The organism is Kribbella sp. NPDC058693 (assembly GCF_042715335.1).
Classification (GTDB): domain Bacteria; phylum Actinomycetota; class Actinomycetes; order Propionibacteriales; family Kribbellaceae; genus Kribbella; species Kribbella jiaozuonensis.
Genome location: NZ_JBHXSQ010000001.1, coordinates 23014 through 41633, shown reverse-complemented (window position 1 = coordinate 41633; position 18620 = coordinate 23014). Strand labels below are relative to the sequence as shown.

The following is an 18620-nucleotide window of genomic DNA, read 5'->3' as shown; positions in this document are numbered from 1 at the left end:
CCTGCTCCTTCCATCAACAGGGAGTAACTGCTCTCACTCCCTGTGCCCAGAAGAGGCCGGGTGTATGCGGTCTAACGGAACGCGGACTGCCCGGTCAGCGCCTGGCCGATGACGAGCTGGTGCACCTCGGACGTGCCCTCGTAGGTGAGGACCGACTCGAGATTGTTGGCGTGCCGCATGATCGGGTACTCGCCGCTGATGCCGTTCGCCGCCAGGATCGTGCGGCACTCGCGGGCGATCGCGATCGCCTCGCGGACGTTGTTCAGCTTGCCGACCGACACCTGCTCGGGGCGGAGCGTGCCCTTCTCCTTCAGCCGGCCGAGGTGTACGGCGAGCAGGACGCCCTTGTTCAGCTCGACCGCCATGTCGGCGAGCTTCGCCTGGGTCAGCTGGTACGCCGTGAGCGGCTTGTCGAAGACGATCCGCTCACCGGCGTACGCGATCGCGGTCTCGAGGCAGTCGCGGGCCGCACCCATCGCGCCGAAGATGATGCCGAACCGGGCCTCGTTCAGGCAGCCGAGCGGGCCGGACAAACCGCGTGCCTCGGGCAACATTGCGCTCGCCGGGAGTCGTACGTCCTCGAGCACCAGCTCGGAGGTGACCGATGCCCGTAGCGACATCTTCTGCTTGATCTCCGGCGCCGAGAAGCCGGGCGTCGACGTCGGTACGACGAAGCCGCGGACGCCGTCGTCGGTCCGGGCCCAGACCACCGCGACGTCGGCGACCGAACCGTTGGTGATCCACATCTTCGAACCGTTCAGCACCCAGTCGTCCGTGTCACTGGAACCGTCGCGGCGGGCGTTGGTGCGCATGCCGGCCGGGTTCGAGCCGAAGTCGGGCTCGGTCAGCCCGAAGCACCCGATCGCCTCACCGGCGGACATCCGGGGCAGCCACTCGTCCTTCTGCTCGTCGCTGCCGTACTTCCAGATCGCGTACATCGCCAGCGATCCCTGCACGGACACGAGCGACCGCATCCCCGAGTCCGCCGCCTCGATCTCCAAGCAGGCGAGGCCATAAGCCACCGGGCCAAGCCCAGCACACCCGTACCCCGTCAGGTGCATCCCGAGAAAACCGAGCGCCCCCAACTCCTTCGCCAACTCCCGCGCCGGAATCGAAGCCGCCTCGAACCACTCCGGCAACGCCGGCCGCAACCGCTCATCCGCAAACCGCCGAGCAGCCGCCCGAACATCAACCTCCTCCTCACTCAGAAGAGAGTCGACGTCAACGAGGTCCAGAGAAGCGGTCATACCCGAACGCTAATCGATCACTTGCGGTACCAGGGCCACCACCAGTGGCGTTTGCGGGGGTGGCGGACTATGACGCTGGCGTGGTGGGCTCGGCCGGTGACGTGGAGGCGGACTCCGCCGGGGCGGGGGGCGACGGCTCGGTTCTTCGCGCTGCTGTGGTTTGCCTCGACCTGGTCGATGTCGACGCTCCAGCCTTCGGGGATGACCATGACCACCGAGCTGTGGATGGCCTGTGCGTCGACGTGGATGTCGGCCCAGTGGACCACCGCGTCGGTGAAGTCGAGTTTGACCGAGGAGTGTTCCGCGATCGCGGTCAGCCGCTCGGGCACGACCCACGCGCCTTCACGTTTCTGTGCGCTGTGCCTGGCGCGGAGGGTGAGCTCCTGGGTGCTGCCGTGGGCGACCGGCATCAGGTCGGCGGTCGCGTTGCGCAGTTCGAGCTGGGTCTTCGCCGTGTAGATCTGGGTCAGCCGCTCGTCCAGTTCCTCGAAGTCCAGCCGTCCGTCGGTATGTGCTTCCTGGACCACGGCTGCGGCACGCTCACGGTCGTTGTCGGATGCCCGGTGACCGGGCGGCGGCTGCTCCAGACTCATGCGACCAAAGGTAGCGCCGCTACCGGTCCGAGCAGAACGACAGGAACGTGCCGACGACCGTCGACCACGTCTTGTCCAGCTCCTCCGCGTACCGCTGGGCGTCCGCGAGCACGGTCGCCGGGTCGAACCCCATCGACCGCAGCCTGTCCGGGTTCCATCGCCGCACCCGGTCTGCTGCGACCTCCGGGTGGAACTGCACGCCCCAGCTCCGGTCGCCGACGCGCAGCATCTGGTTCGGGCACCGCTCACTGGACATCAGCAGTACGGCGTCCTCCGGCAGCCTCGTGATCTGGTCCTGGTGACTCTCTACCGCCCGCACCGTCGACGGCAGATCGGTGAGCAGCGGATCGTCTGCGGCAGCAGGCAGGACTGTCAGCGACGTCACACCCTTCTCCGGCAGCCCGTACTTCCCCTGCACCTCGCCGCCGAACGTGTGCGCCAGCAACTGCCCGCCCAAGCAGATCCCGAGCACCGGCACCTTGCCGTGCGCATCACGCAACAGCTCACGCTCCGCCGGCAACCACGGCGCACGGTCGTCCTCGTCGGGCAGCAGCCCGCCGCCGAGCATGATCAGTCCCGCATGACCGTCCACGCTCGTGGGAACCGGCTCACCGTCCCAGGCCCGGACGACGACGGGAGTGAATCCACGGTCATCGAGCCAGCCGAGCAACTTGCCCGGGCCGCTGTCCTGGTCGTTCTCGATCATCAGCAGGGTCGTCACCGGGCCACGGTACGCGGCACACCGGACACCGCCGTACCGGAGTCGTGATTCCTGGATACTGATGCACTGGGGGTGCAGATGGAGCCGATCAGTGGATTCGTGCGCGCCGTGGTGGGGGACGTTGCCTTCATCTTCGGCAAGGGCATGGTGAACGCGTACCTGCTGGCCCGCCGCAACGGAGTGTCGAGGCCGCAGCTCGACCTCCTCGTGCGGTCACACGGCCAGTACGTGCCGCTCGCCATCCCCACCGGCACCGTGCCCGCTGTCGACCGGCTGGTCGGCCTCGACGAGGTCCGTCCGGCGCCGCTGGTGACCGTCGAGTTCACCCCGGGCGACACCGGAGCCGAGGCGCACCTCACTGCCAACAATCCGGTCCTCATCACGATCACCGACGTCAGCCACCGCGAGTACGACGCTGTAGTACTGACTACCTCGCTCGGCTCAGCGGCGTATGCGCAACTGCCACCCGGGTACTACCACGTCTCCGCTGTCGTCATCGACGAGTACGGCGAACTGCTGCAGGGGTACGGCGCTCAGCACAACCTGCACGTGGACAAGGGCGACGACCTGATCGTCTCGCTGTCGATCCGCACCGCCGGGGTCGGCGAGATCGCGACCGCCCTGGAGACCGGGCCGCAGCCGGTGCTCGTGGGGGAGGAGGGTGACGTCGTACCACTGCTCGACCTGGTCCGGATCGGACGCGCACCGGACTGCGACGTGATCATCGACCGTCAGGAGATCAGCCGGCACCACGCGGAGCTGCTGCGGATCGACGCGAACAGTTACGAGCTGCGCGACCTCGGCTCGACCAACGGCACGCACGTCAATGGTGCGCGGGTCGAGACCGCGTTGGTTGGCGACGGTGACGAGATCCGCCTCGGGGCGCTCCCGTTCCGGCTGTTCCTGTCCTGACCTGGAAGAATGGCGTCGTGAACTCACGCAGCGTCGTCATCCTCGGCTCGACCGGCTCGATCGGTACTACGGCGCTCGAGCTCATCGGCCGGAACCGGGAGCGCTTCCGCGTGCTCGCGCTGTCCGGCGGCGGCCAGAACGTCGGGTTGCTCGCGCAGCAGGCGCTCGAGTTCGACGTCGAGGTTGTCGCGGTGGCGAAGGCCACGGTCGCGCAGGACCTGCAGCTGGCGTTCTACGCCGAGGCGCAGCGGAAGGGGTACGCGCAGGGCGAGTTCCGGATCCCGAAGATCATCACCGGGCCGGATGCCTCCAGCGAGCTGGCCGCGATGCCGTGTGACGTGGTTCTCAACGGCATCAACGGATCGGTCGGCCTGCACGCGACGCTGGCCGCGCTGGACGCCGGGAACACGCTGGCGCTGGCCAACAAGGAGTCACTGGTGATCGGCGGGCCGATCGTCACCCGGCGGGCCAAGCCGGGCCAGATCGTCGCGGTCGACTCCGAACACAGCGCGATCGCCCAGTGCCTGCGCGGCGGTACGCCGAACGAGGTCCGCAAGCTCATCCTGACCGCCAGCGGCGGCCCGTTCCTCGGCCGTCCCCGCAGCGAGCTCGCGGACGTCACGGTCGAGCAGGCCCTCAACCACCCGAACTTCGCGATGGGCCCGGTTGTCACGATCAACTCGGCCACGCTGGTCAACAAGGGGCTGGAGCTGATCGAGGCGCATCTGCTCTTCGGCATCCCGATGGACCGGATCGACGTCGTGATCCACCGGCAGCAGGCGATCCACTCGATGGTCGAGTTCTTCGACGGCGCCACGATCGCGCAGGTCGGCGTACCGACGATGACGGTGCCGATCGGGCTCGCGCTCGGCTGGCCTGACCGGATAGCGGACGCCTCGCCGCCGTGGAACTTCGCCGAGGCGAGCAGCTGGACGTTCCAGCCGGTCGACGACGCCGAGTTCCCGTCGGTCGGCCTGGCCCGCGAGGCGGGCACCCGGGGCGGTACGGCGCCGGCCGTGTTCAACGCCGCGAACGAGGTGTGCGTGGAGGCGTTCCGGGCCGGTCGGCTGCCGTTCACCGGGATCGTCGACACAGTCGCCCGGGTGGTGACCGAACACGACGTACCCTCGTATGTGGAACTGTCCGTCGACGACGTGCTCGCCGCGGACGCGTGGGCCCGAAAGCGGGCTCGTGAGATCACCGGCGGCGTACAGGAGAACCAGAAGGCATGACTGTGCTTCTCACCACTCTCGGCATCGTGCTGTTCGTTGTCGGGGTGCTGATCTCGGTGGCGCTGCATGAGATGGGCCACATGCTCCCGGCGAAGGCCTTCGGGATGAAGGTCACGCAGTTCTTCGTCGGCTTCGGCCGTACCGTCTGGTCGACCAAACGCGGCGAGACGGAGTACGGCATCAAGGCGATCCCGGCCGGCGGGTTCGTCCGGATCATCGGGATGCTGCCGCCGGGCAAGGGACAGGACCCGACCAAGATCCGCAAGGCCAACACCGGCCCGATCCAGTCGATGGTCGAGAACGCGCGGTCCGCGGAGTACGAGACGATCTCGCCCGAGGACGACGGCCGGCTCTTCTACCAGAAGGTGTGGTGGAAGAAGCTGATCGTGATGGCGTCCGGGCCGCTGGTGAACGTGGTGATCGCGTTCGTGCTGTTCGGCGGGCTGTACATGCTCTACGGGACGCCGGTCGCGCAGACCACGGTCTCCACCGTCACCGACTGCGTGATCCCGGCCTCCCAGGCCACGGCGGACCGCAAGTGCACCGACGCCGACAAGGTGTCGCCGGCCAAGGACGCCGGCTTCCGGGTCGGTGACAAGATCGTGTCGTTCAACGGCACGCAGATCACCACCTGGGACCAGCTCACCCCGCTGATCCGCGCGAACACCGACAAGCCGGCCGTGATCGTTGTCGAGCGCAACGGTGCGCAGAAGACGCTGCAGACCAACACGATCCTGAACCAGGTGCAGGAGAGCGCTACCTCCGACAAGCTCGTCTCGGTCGGGTTCCTCGGGATCTCGCCGACCGAGCAGGTGGAGCGGCAGAGCTTCGGCTTCGTCGTCGACCAGATGGGCAAGCTGACCGTCAGCACCGTGCAGGCGCTCGGCAAGTTCCCCGAGAAGCTCGTCGGGGTCGCCAAGTCGATCGTCGGCGGTCAGCGCGACCAGGACAGCCCGATGAGTGTCGTCGGCGCCAGCCGGGTCGCGGGTGAGGTCGCCTCCAGCGATCTCGGCGTCGGCCAGAAGATCGCCACCGGGATCCTGCTGCTCGCCTCGCTGAACCTGTTCCTTGCCCTGTTCAACTTCATCCCGCTGCTGCCGCTGGACGGCGGCCACATGATCGGCGCGATCTGGGAAGGTATCCGGCGCGGCTTCGCCAAGCTGTTCCGCCGGCCCGACCCCGGGTACGTCGACGTGGCCAAGCTGCTCCCGATCGCGTACGTCGCGGCCAGTGCGATCGTGGTGATGGGCGTGCTGCTCGTCATCGCCGACATCGTGAACCCGATCAAGCTCTTCAACGGCTGACCCTCACCCAATGGTTAAGGACTTATGAGCATCAACCTGGGCATGCCCGCGCTGCCGCCACCGACCCTCGCGCCGCGCCGCAAGACCCGTCAGATCAAGGTCGGCAGCGTGCTGGTCGGCGGCGACGCGCCGATCTCCGTGCAGTCGATGACCACCACGCCGACCAACGACGTCAACAAGACGCTGCAGCAGATCGCCGAGCTGACCGCGGCGGGCTGCGACATCGTCCGGGTCGCCTGCCCGCGGCAGGAGGACGCCGACGCGCTCGCGGAGATCGCGAAGCACTCGCAGATCCCGGTGATCGCCGACATCCACTTCCAGCCGAGCTACGTGTTCGCCGCGATCGAGGCCGGGTGCGCCGCGGTCCGGGTGAACCCGGGGAACATCCGCAGGTTCGACGACCAGGTCAAGGAGATCGCCCAGGCGGCGAAGGACCACGGTACGTCGCTGCGCATCGGCGTGAACGCGGGTTCGCTGGACAAGCGGCTGCTGGAGAAGTACGGCAAGGCGACGCCCGAGGCGCTGGTCGAGTCGGCCGTCTGGGAGGCATCGCTGTTCGAGGAGCACGACTTCCACGACTTCAAGATCTCGGTCAAGCACAACGACCCGGTCGTGATGGTGCAGGCCTACGAGCAGTTGGCCGAGCGGGGCGACTGGCCCCTGCACCTCGGCGTGACCGAGGCCGGCCCGGCGTTCCAGGGCACGATCAAGTCGTCGGTCGCCTTCGGCGCGCTGCTGTCGAAGGGCATCGGTGACACGATCCGGGTGTCGCTGTCCGCGCCGCCGGTCGAGGAGGTCAAGGTCGGCCTGCAGATCCTGCAGTCGCTGAACCTGCGTGAGCGCAAGCTCGAGATCGTCTCCTGCCCGTCCTGCGGCCGCGCCCAGGTGGACGTCTACACCCTCGCCGAGCAGGTCACTGCCGGCCTCGAGGGTATGGAGGTCCCGCTCCGCGTCGCGGTCATGGGCTGCGTCGTCAACGGCCCCGGCGAAGCCCGCGAAGCCGACCTCGGTGTCGCCTCCGGCAACGGCAAGGGCCAGATCTTCGTCAAGGGCGAGGTCATCAAGACCGTCCCGGAATCCGCCATCGTCGAAACCCTGATCGAAGAAGCCATGCGCATCGCCGAAACCATGGAGACCACCGGCGACGCCGGCGAACCCACCGTCACCGTCAGCTGAGCCCGCGATGACCGACTACCTGGTGGTGAGTGCTGTCGCCGGGGAGGCTCGGTATGTTCCCGACGGGATTCCGGTGGTGATTACCGGGGTTGGGAAGACTGCTGCCGCGGTGGCGGTCAGCCGGGCCTTGGCGGGGCGGGGGACCGCAGAACTTGTCGTGCTCAACGTGGGGACGACGGGGGCCTTGCGGGACGGGTTGTCGGGGTTGTTTCTGCCGAGCACGGTGATCAATCACGATGTGAATGCGGATGCGATTCGGGCTATTGGGTTGGATCCGCAGGATGAGTTGGCGGTTGAGGGTGGGGACGGGACGGTGCTCGCGTCAGGGGATGTGTTTGTGACGGATCCCGTGGTGCGACAGCGGCTGGCTGAGCGGGCGCATCTGGTGGACATGGAGGCGTACGGCGTCGTCTACGCCTGCCGCGAGTACGGCGTACCTGTGCGGGTCGTGAAGCATGTGTCGGACTCGGCGGACGAAGCCGCGTTGGACTGGCCGGCTCTGGTGGATGCGAGTGCGAAGGTGTTGGGGGAGTGGGTCAGCGAGTACGTGCGCTGAGCCACTCCAGTACGGCGGTCTCGCGCACCAGCCAGCGCATCACACCGACGCCGCTCTCCATCACGCGACGGTTGGCCGCCAGGGCCGCGTCGACAGTCACCCACTGCGGCGTGAGCTCCAGCTCGGCCTCGTAGCCCTCCAACTGCTGCTCGCCGACCGGCGTCCCGCCTGAGCAGTCGAAGTAGTACGACGTCATGCCGAAGACGTCGTACTCCGCCTCGATCGCCGGCACCTCCTCGCGGGTCGTTACCAGCTCGGCCCCGACGACCACCGCGTCGTACCCGCACTCCTCGCGGAATTCTCGCTGCAGGGCAACAGCGAAGGACTCACCCGGCTCGACACCGCCGCCGGGGAACTTGTAATCACCGTGCCGGGACGCAAGCAGTAGCAACTCCGGGCCGCGGAACAGGACCCCGCGGACGGCGGTGCGCTCGACCAACCGGCCGCCGGGTGCGAGTTCCGGTGAGCGAAAGGTCGCGAGCAGCATGCGGTCTATGCTGACCTGGCCTCGGGTCACCCGCGTCACTTCGTGGAGGTTCGTATGTCGCTTCTGCCGGCACTCGTCGCAGCGCTTGCCGATGGGTCGATCGAGGTGGTGGATCTGACGTCGCCGCTGTCCGCGTCGACGCCGGTGATCCAGCTGCCGCCGGAGTTCGGTCAGACGGCGCAGTTCGCACTCGAAGAGATCAGCAGGTACGACGATCGCGGCCCGGCCTGGTACTGGAACAACTTCACCAGCGGCGAGCACACCGGCACGCACTTCGACGCGCCGAACCACTGGGTCACCGGCAAGGACCTCGCCGACATCGCCTCGGTCCCGGCGAACCGGCTGATCGCACCGGCCGTCGTACTCGACTTCACCGCAGAGGTGGAGAAGAACCCCGACTTCCTCGTCGAGGTCGACCACCTCAAGGCCTGGGAGGCGGAGAACGTCCCCCTGCCCGCCGGCGGCTGGCTCTTCGTACGCACGGGGTGGGACGCTCGATCGCACTCGCAGGAGGCGTTCCTCAACGCCGATGAGAACGGACCGCACACGCCAGGCCTGTCGCCGGAGTGCGCGCGGTGGGTCGCGCAGGAGTCGCCTGTGCTCGGCATGGGCGTCGAGACTGTCGGCACCGACGCGGGCAAGGCGCACTCGTTCGATCCGCCGTTCCCGTGCCACTCCTACTTGATGGGCAGTGACAAGTACGGGCTGACGCAACTGCAGAACCTCGCCCAGCTCCCGCCGACCGGCGCCGTCATCATCGCCGGACCGCTGCCGATCGTCGGCGGCTCCGGCGCTCCGGCCCGGGTGCTCGCGCTGGTCGAACGCGGATGAACGTCGCGGATGCCGTCGGCCGCGCGTTGGCGGCCGCGGGTGTCCGCCAGGTGTTCGGCGTGGTCGGGTCGGGCAACTTCCACCTGACGAATGCGATGGTTGCCGGGGGCGCGCGGTTCGTCGCCGCGCGGCACGAGGGCGGCGCCGCCACGATGGCCGACGCGTACTCGCGGATGAGCGGCACGGTCGCCGCGCTCACGGTCCATCAGGGCTGCGGCCTCACGAACGCCATGACCGGGATCGCCGAGGCAGCGAAGAGCCGTACGCCGATGGTCGTGGTCGCAGCCGAGGTCCTCGAGCCGCGGTCGAACTTCTACGTCGACCAGGAGGCGCTGGCCCGCGCGGTCGGCGCGGTGCCGGCGCGGATCACCTCGGCAGAGACCGCGGTGGAGGAGGCAAGAGCCGCCGTGGCAACCGCTGTAGAAGAACGGCGGACAGTACTGCTGAATGTTCCGCTTCCTGTGCAGGCGTTGGAGACTTCTACGGCGGTGGACGAGCGGTTACCGAAGCGGGCTGCGGTGGTGCCGGACGACCACGCCGCTTTGGTCGAGCTGTTGCGGCGTGCGGAGCGGCCCGTCTTTGTCGCCGGCCGCGGGTCACGTGGACAGCGGCAGGTGCTCGAAGCGTTGGCGGAAAGGTGCGGCGCGCTCCTCGCGACCTCCGCCGTCGCGCACGGTCTGTTCCACGGCAACCCGTGGTCGCTCGGGATCTCCGGCGGCTTCGCCTCGCCGCGTACCGCCGAGCTGATCCGTGCCGCCGACCTCATCGTCGGCTGGGGGTGCGCGCTGAACATGTGGACAATGCGCCACGGCCAGCTGATCGGACCCGGCGCCACCGTGGTGCAGGTCGATGACGACGCGTCCGCGCTCGGTGCCCATCGAGAGATCGACCTCGGAATCACCGGCGACGTCGGACTCACCGCCACGCTCGCGATCGACGCATTCGGCGAGCAGCACACCGGCTACCGCACCGCTGAGCTCGGAAGCGTGCGCTGGCGAGACGTCGAGTACGACGACACGAGTACGGCGGAACGGATCGACCCGCGGACATTGAGCATCGCGCTCGACGACCTCCTGCCGGCCGAACGCGTGCTCGCCGTCGACTCCGGCAACTTCATGGGCTACCCGAGCGCATACCTCGACGTGCCGGACGAGAACGGCATGTGCTTCACCCAGGCGTTCCAGTCCATCGGGCTCGGCCTGTCCACCGCGATCGGTGCCGCGCTGGCCCAGCCGGACCGGCTGCCCGTCGCCGCGCTGGGCGATGGCGGAGCCCTGATGAGCGCCGCGGAACTGGACACGGTCAGACGGCTCGGCCTGCCGATGCTGGTGGTCGTCTACAACGACGACGCGTACGGCGCCGAGGTGCACCACTTCGCTCCCGGCGGGCACGCGCTGGACACGGTGACGTTCCCGCCGACCGATGTCGCCGCGATCGCGCGCGGCTACGGCTTCGAGGCCGCGACCGTACGCACCGTCGGCGATCTCGCCGCGGTCAAGGACTGGTTGAACGGACCGCGCTCGGCGCCGATGCTCGTGGACGCCAAAGTTGCGGACCAGCCGTCCTGGTGGCTCGAGGAAGCCTTCCGGGGTCACTAGGCTTGACCTTGACCCCAGGGGCAAGGTTTAGCGTCGGGGTGAAGGAGGCGGAATGCGGATCAGCGATCTGGCAGCCGAGGCCGGTGTGACGGTCAAGGCGGTGCGGTACTACGAGGCGCAGGGGTTGCTCAAACCGCGGCGCGAGGCGAACGGGTATCGCACGTACGACGCCGACGATGTGGTCGTGGTGCGTGAGGTGAAGGCGCTGCTCAGCCTCGGGCTGACCGCCGAGCAGACGTACCCGTTCATCGAGTGCCTGCGCGCCGGCAACGAACGCGCGGACGTGTGCCCGGCGTCGCTGTCGGCGTACCGGACCCGGATCGCGGACGTGGACCGGCGGATCGCGGAACTCACCGATCTGCGGGCCCGGCTGACCGACCTCCTGACCGATGCCGAGAGCTGGAGGACGAAACAACTATGAGCGAACTGCGTACCGTCGACGAGGCCACCTTCGACGAGGTCGTACTGCGGTCGGAAAAGCCGGTACTCGTGGACTTCTGGGCCGAGTGGTGCCCGCCCTGCCACCAGATCGCCCCGGTCCTCGCCCAGATCGCCGCCGACCGCGCCGATCAAATGACCGTGGTCAAGCTGAACTCCGACGAGAACCCGTCCATCTCCGCCCGCTACCGCGTGATGGCACTGCCGACACTGATCCTCTTCCACCACGGCGAGATGATCTGGTCGGTTGTCGGCGCCCGCCCGAAGGCCCGCCTTCAGAAGGAACTGGACGACGCGCTCCTGACCGCCGTCTAGCTGGTGAACTTGTAGAGCTCGACCAGTACGCCGTGGGGTCCCGCGACGTACGCCGACGTTGTGCCCCAATCGGTGTCGGTCGGCTCGAGGACCACGTTGCCGCCTCGGCGGCGGATCTCTTCGATGTCGGCACGGACGTCGTCGCTGCTGAATTGCAGGAGGGTGCCGCCGAGGGGGCCGAAGTCGTCGATCATCGCACCGGTGTGCAGGGCGATGGTCATCGCGCCGGCTTTCACCTCGGCGTACCCCTCACTGGCGGTGCCGGAGATCTCCAGGCCGAGGATGCCGGCGAAGAAGTCGGCCAGCTCCTGGTTCTTCTCGCGGGTGTCGGTGAGCAGGCCGAGGTGGTCGAAGCGGAGGTTCATCGTCGGAGCTCCCTGCCGATTGACGCTTAGCTGTCTAGGATGCTAGCAATATAGCCATGGCGGATGACGGTGGCAAGAAGGTGCAGTTCAACGTGTATCTGCCGCCCGGGTTGGTGCGGCGGGTGAAGCACAAGGCGATCGACGAGGGCGCGAGTCTGTCGTCGCTGGTCGAGCAGGCGCTGGCGGAGTACCTGGACAAGCATGGGGAGGCGCGGGGATGAGCAACGTGACGATCAGGCCGTTGCGGTTCACGGCCGACGTGGAAGGGATGCGGGCGTTCCTCGAGACGCTCGGGCTGCGGTCGCGGATCGAGTCCGAGCACGGCGGCTGGGTCGACATGCTGACCGGTCGCGGCATGGTCGCGCTGCACGACGCGGCGAGCAGTAGCACCGGCGGGCAGCCGGGGCAGACAAACCTGTCGTTCGAGGCGGACAAGATCGACGAGTTGCGGGACCGGCTGGAGCAGGTGGGGTTCGTCGACGCGACTGTCTTCGACGAGGCGTACGGGCGCGTGCTGTCGGTCACCGGCCCGGATGGCGTCGTCATCTGGGTCGACGAGCGGGCCGAGGACCTGTACGGGTACAAGGTGCACGATGCGCGTCCGGACGAGCGCTGGTCGGTCACGCCGTACCTGAGCGGTGCAGAAGAGCCGGCCTGGCGCCGCTTCTTCGAAGGCGTCGGCCTGGACACCCCTGTGCGGTTCGGGCCTTCCGACAGCGGCTTCGCTGTGAGGCTGGATCTCAGCACCACCGAGGACCTGGACGAGGTCGAGGGCCGGCTGGACGACTACGAGGTCAAGCGATCCGCGACCGGGCTCGACATCGTGGACCCCGACGGGCAGCTCGTGGTGGTGCACGGATGATCGCCGTACGGCGGGCCGAGCTCGGCGACGTCGACGCGATCCGGCAGATCGGCCTGACGACCTGGCCGGTGGCGTACGCCGGACTGGTCCCGGACGCGTTCATCACCGACGGACTGGCCCAGTGGTGGTCCGTAGAGGCAGTCGAACGAGGTATCAGCAAAGGCATCACCCTCGTGGCGGCGGACGGTGACGCGCTCGTCGGCATGGTCGGCCTGGGCCGCGAAGAAGACTCCTGGGTGATGTGGAAGCTGTACGTGCTTCCCGACCAGCAGGGCAGGGGCGTCGGCAAAGCGCTGCTCGACGCCGCGATCGCTGCCCTCCCGGACGGTACGCCGGAGCTCCTGCTCGACGTCCTGGTCGCGAACGAACAGGCGATCGGCTTCTACCGCAGTCAAGGATTCACCGAGGCGCAGCGGACCCCGAGTCGCGATCTCGGTGACGAATTGATGTGGATGGTCATTGACCTCGACCGCACCTGAGCTTGCAGGATTCCGTCATGACGACAGTGATGCCCGCGCGGCTGCGCGACGACCCGGACTTCCGGCGGTACTGGACGGCCCGTGCGCTGTCGATCACCGGCTCGATGGTTACAGCGATCGCACTACCGGTGCTTGTCTACCGGCTGAGCGGTTCGACCGTCCTGACCGCAGTGGTGACCGCGCTCGAGTCGGCGCCGTACCTGCTGGCCGGACTGTTCGCGGGTGCGCTCGCGGATCGCTGGAACAGGCGTCGAACGATGGTGACGGCCGACTGCGTCAACGCTGTACTGGTCGGGTCTGTGCCGGTCGCACACCTGCTCGGTGTGCTGACCGTCGCTCACGTACTGGTGGTCGCGTTCACCGTCCAGGCGGTCCACACGTTCTTCGACGGTGCGAACTTCGGCGCACTGCCGGTCCTGGTCGGCCGGGCGCGGGTGGCGCAGGCCAACTCAGCAGTCTGGACGGCCTCGAGCCTGATCGAGTTGTTCGTCCCTCCACTGACCGGTCTGACGCTCGCCGTACTCGATCCGGCCAGTCTGCTCACGCTGGACGCACTCAGCTTCGCAGCGTCCGCGTTTGCCGTCCGCGGGATCGTGCGGGCGATGTCCGAGTCGCGCGAGGGTCAGCCGCCGCTGCGGCCGCGGGTAGTACTGGCCGACATCGGTGACGGCCTGCGGTACCTGATTCAGCACGCCGGCGTACGGACGATGACGATCGTCGGCAGCATCCAGTCGTTCGCCGGCGGCGGATTCATGGCGCTGATCGTGGTCTGGTGCGACCGCGTCCTCGACATCGGTACGTCGGGACTCCGGTTCGGACTGGTCTGGGGGACGTGGGGGATCGGCGGACTGATCGCCGCACTCAGTCTGCCGCGGTTGCTGAAGCGGATGCCGCCCGCAGCGATCACTCTGTACGCGCTGCCGGTCTCGGCGCTCCTGGGCGTGCTCACACCACTGTCACCCCAGTGGGTCGTTGCTGCGCTCGCAACGCTCGTCTGGGGTTCCGCGTACGTGCTGGTGATCGTCAACGCGATCTCGTACCGCCAGCAGGTGACTCCGGAGAAGCTGCTCGGCCGGGTCAACACAGCGGGCCGGATGCTGTCCTGGGGTGTGGGGTGGACGCTGGGCTCGGTACTCGGCGGAGTGCTCGGCAACGCCTTCGGACCGCGGACCGGAATGGTGTTGATGGGACTGTTCGGGTGCGTCGGTGTCGTGTTCGCCTGGACCTCGCCGCTGCGCCGGATCGCGGCCGGTCACGACAACGAGGCGGTCTGACCGAGGCCCTGTTTTATACGTGCGGGGCGATCATCCGCTAAGTTCTGCGCGTGGGCGTACGGGTTCTCGGTCCTCGTGACCTCGCGGCGGCGCGCGCGGTCATCGCCCGCGATCCAGTCGTGAATGTGTTCGTCGACAGCCTGGTCCAGGCGTCCGGCCTCGACCCGCGCCGCGGCGCCGAGGTCTGGGGGTACGTCGACAAGGGCGCGCTCGAGGCCCTCTGCCACGCCGGCGGGAACATGGTGCCAGTCGGCGCCGACGACGCAGCGCTGCGGGCGTTCGCGGCGTACGCGATGCGTCGGGGGCGGAACTGCTTCCAGATCCTCGGGCAGGCCCGCGCGGTCGATCAGCTGTGGAGCATCCTCGAGCCGCACTGGGGTCCGGCCCGCGAGGTCCGCGACGACCAGCCGTTCATGGTGATCGAGGGGTCGCCGTTGATCGCGCCGGATCCGCTGGTCCGCGCGGTGGAGCCGGTCGAGCTGCCGGTCCTGTATCCGGCCTGCGTCGCGATGTACACCGAGGAGGTCGGTGTACCGCCGCAGACCGGGCCGGACGGGACGTTCTACCGGTCGCGGGTGGCCGAGCTGATCCGGGCCGGGCGTGCGTTCGCTCGGATCGAGGACGGGCGGGTCGTGTTCAAGGCCGAGGTCGGATCGGTCGGGTCCGGGGTTTGTCAGATCCAGGGCGTGTGGGTCGATCCGGAGTACCGCGGTCGCGGGCTTGCTGCTCCCGGGATGGCGGCGGTGGTCGAGCTTGCCCGGCAGATCGCGCCGGTCGTCACGCTCTACGTGAATGCGTTCAACCTGCCGGCGCGAGCGGCGTACGAGCGGGTCGGCTTCCGCACGATCGAGACGTTCGCGACGATTCTGTTCTGATTCCGCGTACTCTCCGTGATCCGCCGATGATTGGCTGGTCGGCGTGCGAAGGCTCGCGGCTCTTCTCTGCACCCTTGCCGTCACGTTCATGTCCTCGACGGCCTATTCATCGCCCGGTGTGACGTACTACGGCGGGTACCACACCGTCACCGGCCACGAGCAACACAACGCGGCCGTCGCCGCCGCGCACCCGGATCTGGTGAAGCTGTACGACATCGGTGACTCGTGGCTGAAGGCGAAAGGGCAGGGCGGGCACGACATCCAGGCGTTGTGCATCACGAAGCTCGCGCCCGGCGACTGCGCCTTGAACAGCACCGGGAAGAAGCCCAAGTTCGTACTGCACGCCCAGATCCACGCGCGCGAGATCGCGACCGGCGAGATCGCGTACCAATGGATCGACCTGCTCGTCTCTTCGTACGGCGTCGATCCCGAGCTGACCAAGCTGCTCGACACCCGCGAGCTGTGGGTGGTGCCGATCGCGAACCCGGACGGCGTGGACGTGGTCGCGTCGAATCCGGCGCGGCCGCTGCTGCAACGGAAGAACGTCGACGACAGCGCCGGCGACTGCACCGCGGGCTACCCCGGAGTCGACCTGAACCGGAACTCGTCGTTCCATTGGGACGGCGATCAGGGCGGTCCTTGCGACGAGATGTACCCAGGTGCGAAGGCGGCGTCCGAGCCGGAGACCGTAGCGATCCAGGGCTTGCTGTCTGCGATCTTCGCGGGCAGGACAGGCGTCTTCATCACCCTCCACAGCTACGGGAACGACATCCTGGCGCCATGGGGCTACACAAGGACGCCCGCTCCCGACCAGGCCGCATTGGTGGCCTTGGGCAACAAAATGAGTGCGTTCACGGGGTATCCGGTGTTCACCGGGGACGGCGGGATCGGGTACCTCACGCCGGGTTCGACCAGCGACTGGTTGTACGGGACGCGCGGCGTGCCGTCGTACACCTTCGAGATCGGGCCGAAGACCGGGTGGTGCGCCGGTTTCGTGCCGCCGTACTCGTGTATTGCCTCGACGTTCTGGCCGTTGCTGAAACCAGCGTTGGTTTACGCCGCGAAGGCGGCCGCGACGCCGTACGGGCCATTGCCGTGATTACTGTCGGGTAAGCTCCGGCGCATGTCGCGGAGCAAGAGCACCACCGGCCTGGCCGTTCTGTTCGGCGTGCTCGGATCCTTGCATTTCCTGAAGCCGGAACCGTTCGAACAGATCGTTCCGCATGCTTTGCCGCGCAAGAAGGAACTTGTTTACGCCTCAGGTGTGGCCGAACTGGCCTGCGCGGCGGGTCTGCTGCACCCGCGCACGCGGCGATTGGCCGGATTGATGAGCGCCGGCCTGCTGGTCGCGGTGTTCCCCGCGAATGTCCAGATGGCCGTCGACCTGCGCTCCAAGGGATCGCGGACGGCGCAGGCGATCGCCTATGCACGGTTGCCGCTGCAGCTCCCGTTGATCAGATGGGCGCTCAAGGCAGCCCGCGAGTGACCTGTGGATAACGTGGTGGGAGCATCACCACCAGACCGATATCCTCTGTGACGTCCCGTTCTCGACTTTGCACGCTTGGAGACTCCCGTGATTTTGCGTATGTCGTCGCTGTTCCTCCGCACCCTTCGCGAGGATCCGGCGGACGCGGAGGTCCCGAGCCACAAGCTGCTCGTCCGCGCCGGGTACATCCGGCGCGCCGCGCCCGGTATCTACACCTGGCTGCCGCTGGGCCTGCGGGTGCTGCGCAACGTCGAGCGGATCGTCCGCGAGGAGATGGACGCGATCGGCGCGCAGGAGCTGGTGTTCCCGGCGCTGCTGCCCCGCGAGCCCTACGAGGCCACCGGCCGCTGGACGGAGTACGGGCCGAACATCTTCCGGCTGAAGGACCGCAAGGGTGCCGACATGCTGCTCGGTCCGACCCACGAGGAGATGTTCACGCTCGTCGTGAAGGACCTGTACTCGTCGTACAAGGACCTGCCGCTGTCGATCTACCAGATCCAGAACAAGTATCGCGACGAGGCGCGGCCGCGGGCCGGCGTGCTGCGCGGGCGTGAGTTCGTGATGAAGGACTCGTACTCGTTCGACATCGACGACGACGGCCTCGCCGCGTCGTACGAGAAGCATCGCGAGGCGTACATCAAGATCTTCGACCGGCTCGGGTTCGACTACGTGATCGTGCAGGCGATGTCCGGCGCGATGGGCGGCTCGCGGTCCGAGGAGTTCCTCGCCATCGCGGAGAACGGCGAGGACACCTTCGTCCGCTCCCCGGGTGGGTACGCCGCCAACGTCGAGGCGGTCGTCGTGCCGCAGTCGCCGGCTGTCGACGCCTCGGCCGTGCCCGCGTCCGAGGTCGTGGACACGCCGGACACGCCGACGATCGACACACTCGTGGACGCGCTGAACGCGAAGCACGCGCGCAGCGACGGTCGCGAGTGGACCGCCGCGGACACCTTGAAGAACGTGCTCGTGATAGTCGTGCACCCGGACGGGTCGCGCGAGCCGCTGGCGATCGGCGTCCCGGGAGACCGGGCGATCGACGAGAAGCGGCTCGGTGCGCAGGTCGAGCCGGCCGAGGTCGTCGCCTTCGAGGAGGCGGACTTCGAGAAGTACCCGTCGCTGGCGAAGGGCTACATCGGCCCCGGTGTGCTCGGCAAGGAGAACACGTCGGGCATCCGCTACCTGCTCGATCCGCGGGTGGCCGAGGGCTCCGCGTGGGTGACGGGTGCGGACAAGTCCGGTTTCCACGTCATCAACCTGGTGCACGGTCGCGACTTCACCGCGGACGGGACGATCCAGGCCGCCGAGGTGCGCGACGGTGACGAGGCGCCGGACGGTTCGGGTGCGCTGGAGTCGGCGCGCGGGATCGAGATGGGCCACATCTTCCAGCTCGGCCGCAAGTACGCCGACGCGCTCGACCTCAAGGTCCTCGACCAGAACGGCAAGCTCGTCACGGTCACGATGGGTTCGTACGGCGTCGGCGTCACCCGCGCGGTGGCGGCGATCGCCGAGGGCAACCACGACGAGCTCGGTCTGGTCTGGCCGCGCGAGATCGCGCCGGCCGATGTCCACCTTGTTGCCACTGGCAAGGATTCCGAGGTCTTCTCGAAGGCGGCCGAGCTCGCTGCCGAGCTGGAGTCCCGCGGCGTGTCGGTGATCTACGACGACCGCGAGAAGGTCTCCCCGGGCGTGAAGTTCAAGGATGCCGAGCTCATCGGCGTTCCCACCATCGCCGTCGTGGGCAAGGGCCTCGCCGACGGCACGATCGAGGTCAAGGACCGCCGCTCCGGCGACCGCACCGACGTACCGGTCGCTGACGTCGTCGACCACCTGGTCGCGGCCGTCCGCAGCTGAACCAACCGTAGAACCGGT

The 18620-nt window shown here is 67.9% G+C and carries 22 protein-coding genes; 17 read left to right on the top strand and 5 right to left on the bottom strand.

Annotated elements, in window-relative coordinates:
• Window positions 1-71: 71 nt before the first annotated feature.
• From ACFWUU_RS00225 to ACFWUU_RS00215, 3 genes are read right to left on the bottom strand one after another with little or no spacing between them, the layout of a single operon-like run.
• Entirely contained in the window at window positions 72-1247 is a 1176-nt protein-coding gene (locus tag ACFWUU_RS00225) for an acyl-CoA dehydrogenase family protein (protein ID WP_380171390.1), read from the bottom strand.
• Window positions 1248-1264: 17 nt separating this feature from the next.
• On the bottom strand, window positions 1265-1840 hold the full coding sequence (locus tag ACFWUU_RS00220; RefSeq protein ID WP_380171388.1) for a DUF1707 domain-containing protein: 576 nt from the start codon (window positions 1838-1840) through the stop codon (window positions 1265-1267).
• A gap of 19 nt (window positions 1841-1859) precedes the next feature.
• Window positions 1860-2561, bottom strand: a complete 702-nt coding sequence (locus ACFWUU_RS00215; RefSeq protein WP_380171386.1) for a type 1 glutamine amidotransferase — start codon at window positions 2559-2561, stop codon at window positions 1860-1862.
• A gap of 78 nt (window positions 2562-2639) precedes the next feature.
• Here ACFWUU_RS00215 and ACFWUU_RS00210 point away from each other — a divergent pair, with 78 nt between their 5' ends.
• Genes ACFWUU_RS00210 through ACFWUU_RS00190 form a run of 5 tightly spaced genes read left to right on the top strand, consistent with a single transcriptional unit; the run spans window position 2640 to window position 7741 of the window.
• Window positions 2640-3473 (top strand): FHA domain-containing protein, encoded by an 834-nt coding sequence (locus ACFWUU_RS00210; protein ID WP_380171384.1) that lies wholly within the window; start codon window positions 2640-2642, stop codon window positions 3471-3473.
• 17 nt (window positions 3474-3490) lie between these two features.
• Window positions 3491-4705, top strand: a complete 1215-nt coding sequence (gene dxr / locus ACFWUU_RS00205; RefSeq protein ID WP_380171382.1) for a 1-deoxy-D-xylulose-5-phosphate reductoisomerase — start codon at window positions 3491-3493, stop codon at window positions 4703-4705.
• Entirely contained in the window at window positions 4702-6009 is a 1308-nt protein-coding gene (locus ACFWUU_RS00200) for a M50 family metallopeptidase (protein ID WP_380171381.1), read from the top strand. The genes dxr and ACFWUU_RS00200 overlap by 4 nt, the downstream gene beginning before the upstream one ends.
• Window positions 6010-6033: 24 nt before the next feature.
• Complete coding sequence (ispG, locus tag ACFWUU_RS00195) at window positions 6034-7185, top strand: flavodoxin-dependent (E)-4-hydroxy-3-methylbut-2-enyl-diphosphate synthase (protein WP_137254637.1); 1152 nt, start codon at window positions 6034-6036, stop codon at window positions 7183-7185.
• A 7-nt stretch (window positions 7186-7192) separates the two neighbouring features.
• Entirely contained in the window at window positions 7193-7741 is a 549-nt protein-coding gene (locus tag ACFWUU_RS00190; protein WP_137254638.1) for a nucleosidase, read from the top strand.
• Here ACFWUU_RS00190 and ACFWUU_RS00185 read toward each other — a convergent pair.
• Window positions 7722-8228 carry an NUDIX domain-containing protein gene (locus ACFWUU_RS00185; protein ID WP_380171379.1) on the bottom strand — a complete coding sequence of 169 codons (507 nt, stop codon included), beginning with the start codon at window positions 8226-8228 and terminating at the stop codon, window positions 7722-7724. The two genes, ACFWUU_RS00190 and ACFWUU_RS00185, sit on opposite strands and share 20 nt — an antisense overlap.
• A gap of 54 nt (window positions 8229-8282) precedes the next feature.
• Between ACFWUU_RS00185 and ACFWUU_RS00180 the strand changes: the two genes are divergently transcribed.
• From ACFWUU_RS00180 to trxA, 4 genes are read left to right on the top strand one after another with little or no spacing between them, the layout of a single operon-like run.
• Window positions 8283-9059, top strand: coding sequence for a cyclase family protein (locus ACFWUU_RS00180; protein ID WP_380171377.1), 777 nt, complete (start codon window positions 8283-8285; stop codon window positions 9057-9059).
• A complete protein-coding gene (locus ACFWUU_RS00175) occupies window positions 9056-10657 on the top strand; it encodes a thiamine pyrophosphate-binding protein (protein WP_380171375.1) in 1602 nt (533 codons plus the stop codon). The genes ACFWUU_RS00180 and ACFWUU_RS00175 overlap by 4 nt, the downstream gene beginning before the upstream one ends.
• A 52-nt stretch (window positions 10658-10709) precedes the next feature.
• Window positions 10710-11078 (top strand): MerR family transcriptional regulator, encoded by a 369-nt coding sequence (locus ACFWUU_RS00170; RefSeq protein ID WP_380171373.1) that lies wholly within the window; start codon window positions 10710-10712, stop codon window positions 11076-11078.
• Entirely contained in the window at window positions 11075-11410 is a 336-nt protein-coding gene (gene trxA, locus ACFWUU_RS00165) for a thioredoxin (protein WP_137254643.1), read from the top strand. Before ACFWUU_RS00170 ends, trxA begins: the two co-directional genes overlap by 4 nt.
• Here trxA and ACFWUU_RS00160 read toward each other — a convergent pair.
• Window positions 11407-11775 (bottom strand): VOC family protein, encoded by a 369-nt coding sequence (locus ACFWUU_RS00160; protein ID WP_137254644.1) that lies wholly within the window; start codon window positions 11773-11775, stop codon window positions 11407-11409. The two genes, trxA and ACFWUU_RS00160, sit on opposite strands and share 4 nt — an antisense overlap.
• Before the next feature lie 56 nt (window positions 11776-11831).
• On the opposite strand from ACFWUU_RS00160, the gene ACFWUU_RS00155 reads away from it, so the two are divergent.
• The 8 genes from ACFWUU_RS00155 to ACFWUU_RS00120 all read left to right on the top strand — a co-directional run bounded on the left by ACFWUU_RS00155 (window position 11832) and on the right by ACFWUU_RS00120 (window position 18602).
• Entirely contained in the window at window positions 11832-11996 is a 165-nt protein-coding gene (locus tag ACFWUU_RS00155; RefSeq protein WP_130450832.1) for a CopG family transcriptional regulator, read from the top strand.
• Window positions 11993-12637 (top strand): VOC family protein, encoded by a 645-nt coding sequence (locus ACFWUU_RS00150; protein ID WP_380171371.1) that lies wholly within the window; start codon window positions 11993-11995, stop codon window positions 12635-12637. The genes ACFWUU_RS00155 and ACFWUU_RS00150 overlap by 4 nt, the downstream gene beginning before the upstream one ends.
• On the top strand, window positions 12634-13116 hold the full coding sequence (locus tag ACFWUU_RS00145; RefSeq protein ID WP_380171369.1) for a GNAT family N-acetyltransferase: 483 nt from the start codon (window positions 12634-12636) through the stop codon (window positions 13114-13116). Before ACFWUU_RS00150 ends, ACFWUU_RS00145 begins: the two co-directional genes overlap by 4 nt.
• Before the next feature lie 17 nt (window positions 13117-13133).
• On the top strand, window positions 13134-14390 hold the full coding sequence (locus ACFWUU_RS00140; protein WP_380171367.1) for an MFS transporter: 1257 nt from the start codon (window positions 13134-13136) through the stop codon (window positions 14388-14390).
• Between the two features lie 50 nt (window positions 14391-14440).
• Window positions 14441-15265 (top strand): GNAT family N-acetyltransferase, encoded by an 825-nt coding sequence (locus tag ACFWUU_RS00135; RefSeq protein WP_137254648.1) that lies wholly within the window; start codon window positions 14441-14443, stop codon window positions 15263-15265.
• 43 nt (window positions 15266-15308) lie between these two features.
• Window positions 15309-16364, top strand: coding sequence for a M14 family zinc carboxypeptidase (locus tag ACFWUU_RS00130; protein ID WP_380171365.1), 1056 nt, complete (start codon window positions 15309-15311; stop codon window positions 16362-16364).
• 24 nt (window positions 16365-16388) lie between these two features.
• Entirely contained in the window at window positions 16389-16751 is a 363-nt protein-coding gene (locus ACFWUU_RS00125) for a DoxX family protein (RefSeq protein WP_380171364.1), read from the top strand.
• Between the two features lie 87 nt (window positions 16752-16838).
• Entirely contained in the window at window positions 16839-18602 is a 1764-nt protein-coding gene (locus tag ACFWUU_RS00120) for a proline--tRNA ligase (protein ID WP_380171363.1), read from the top strand.
• Window positions 18603-18620: the final 18 nt, after the last annotated feature.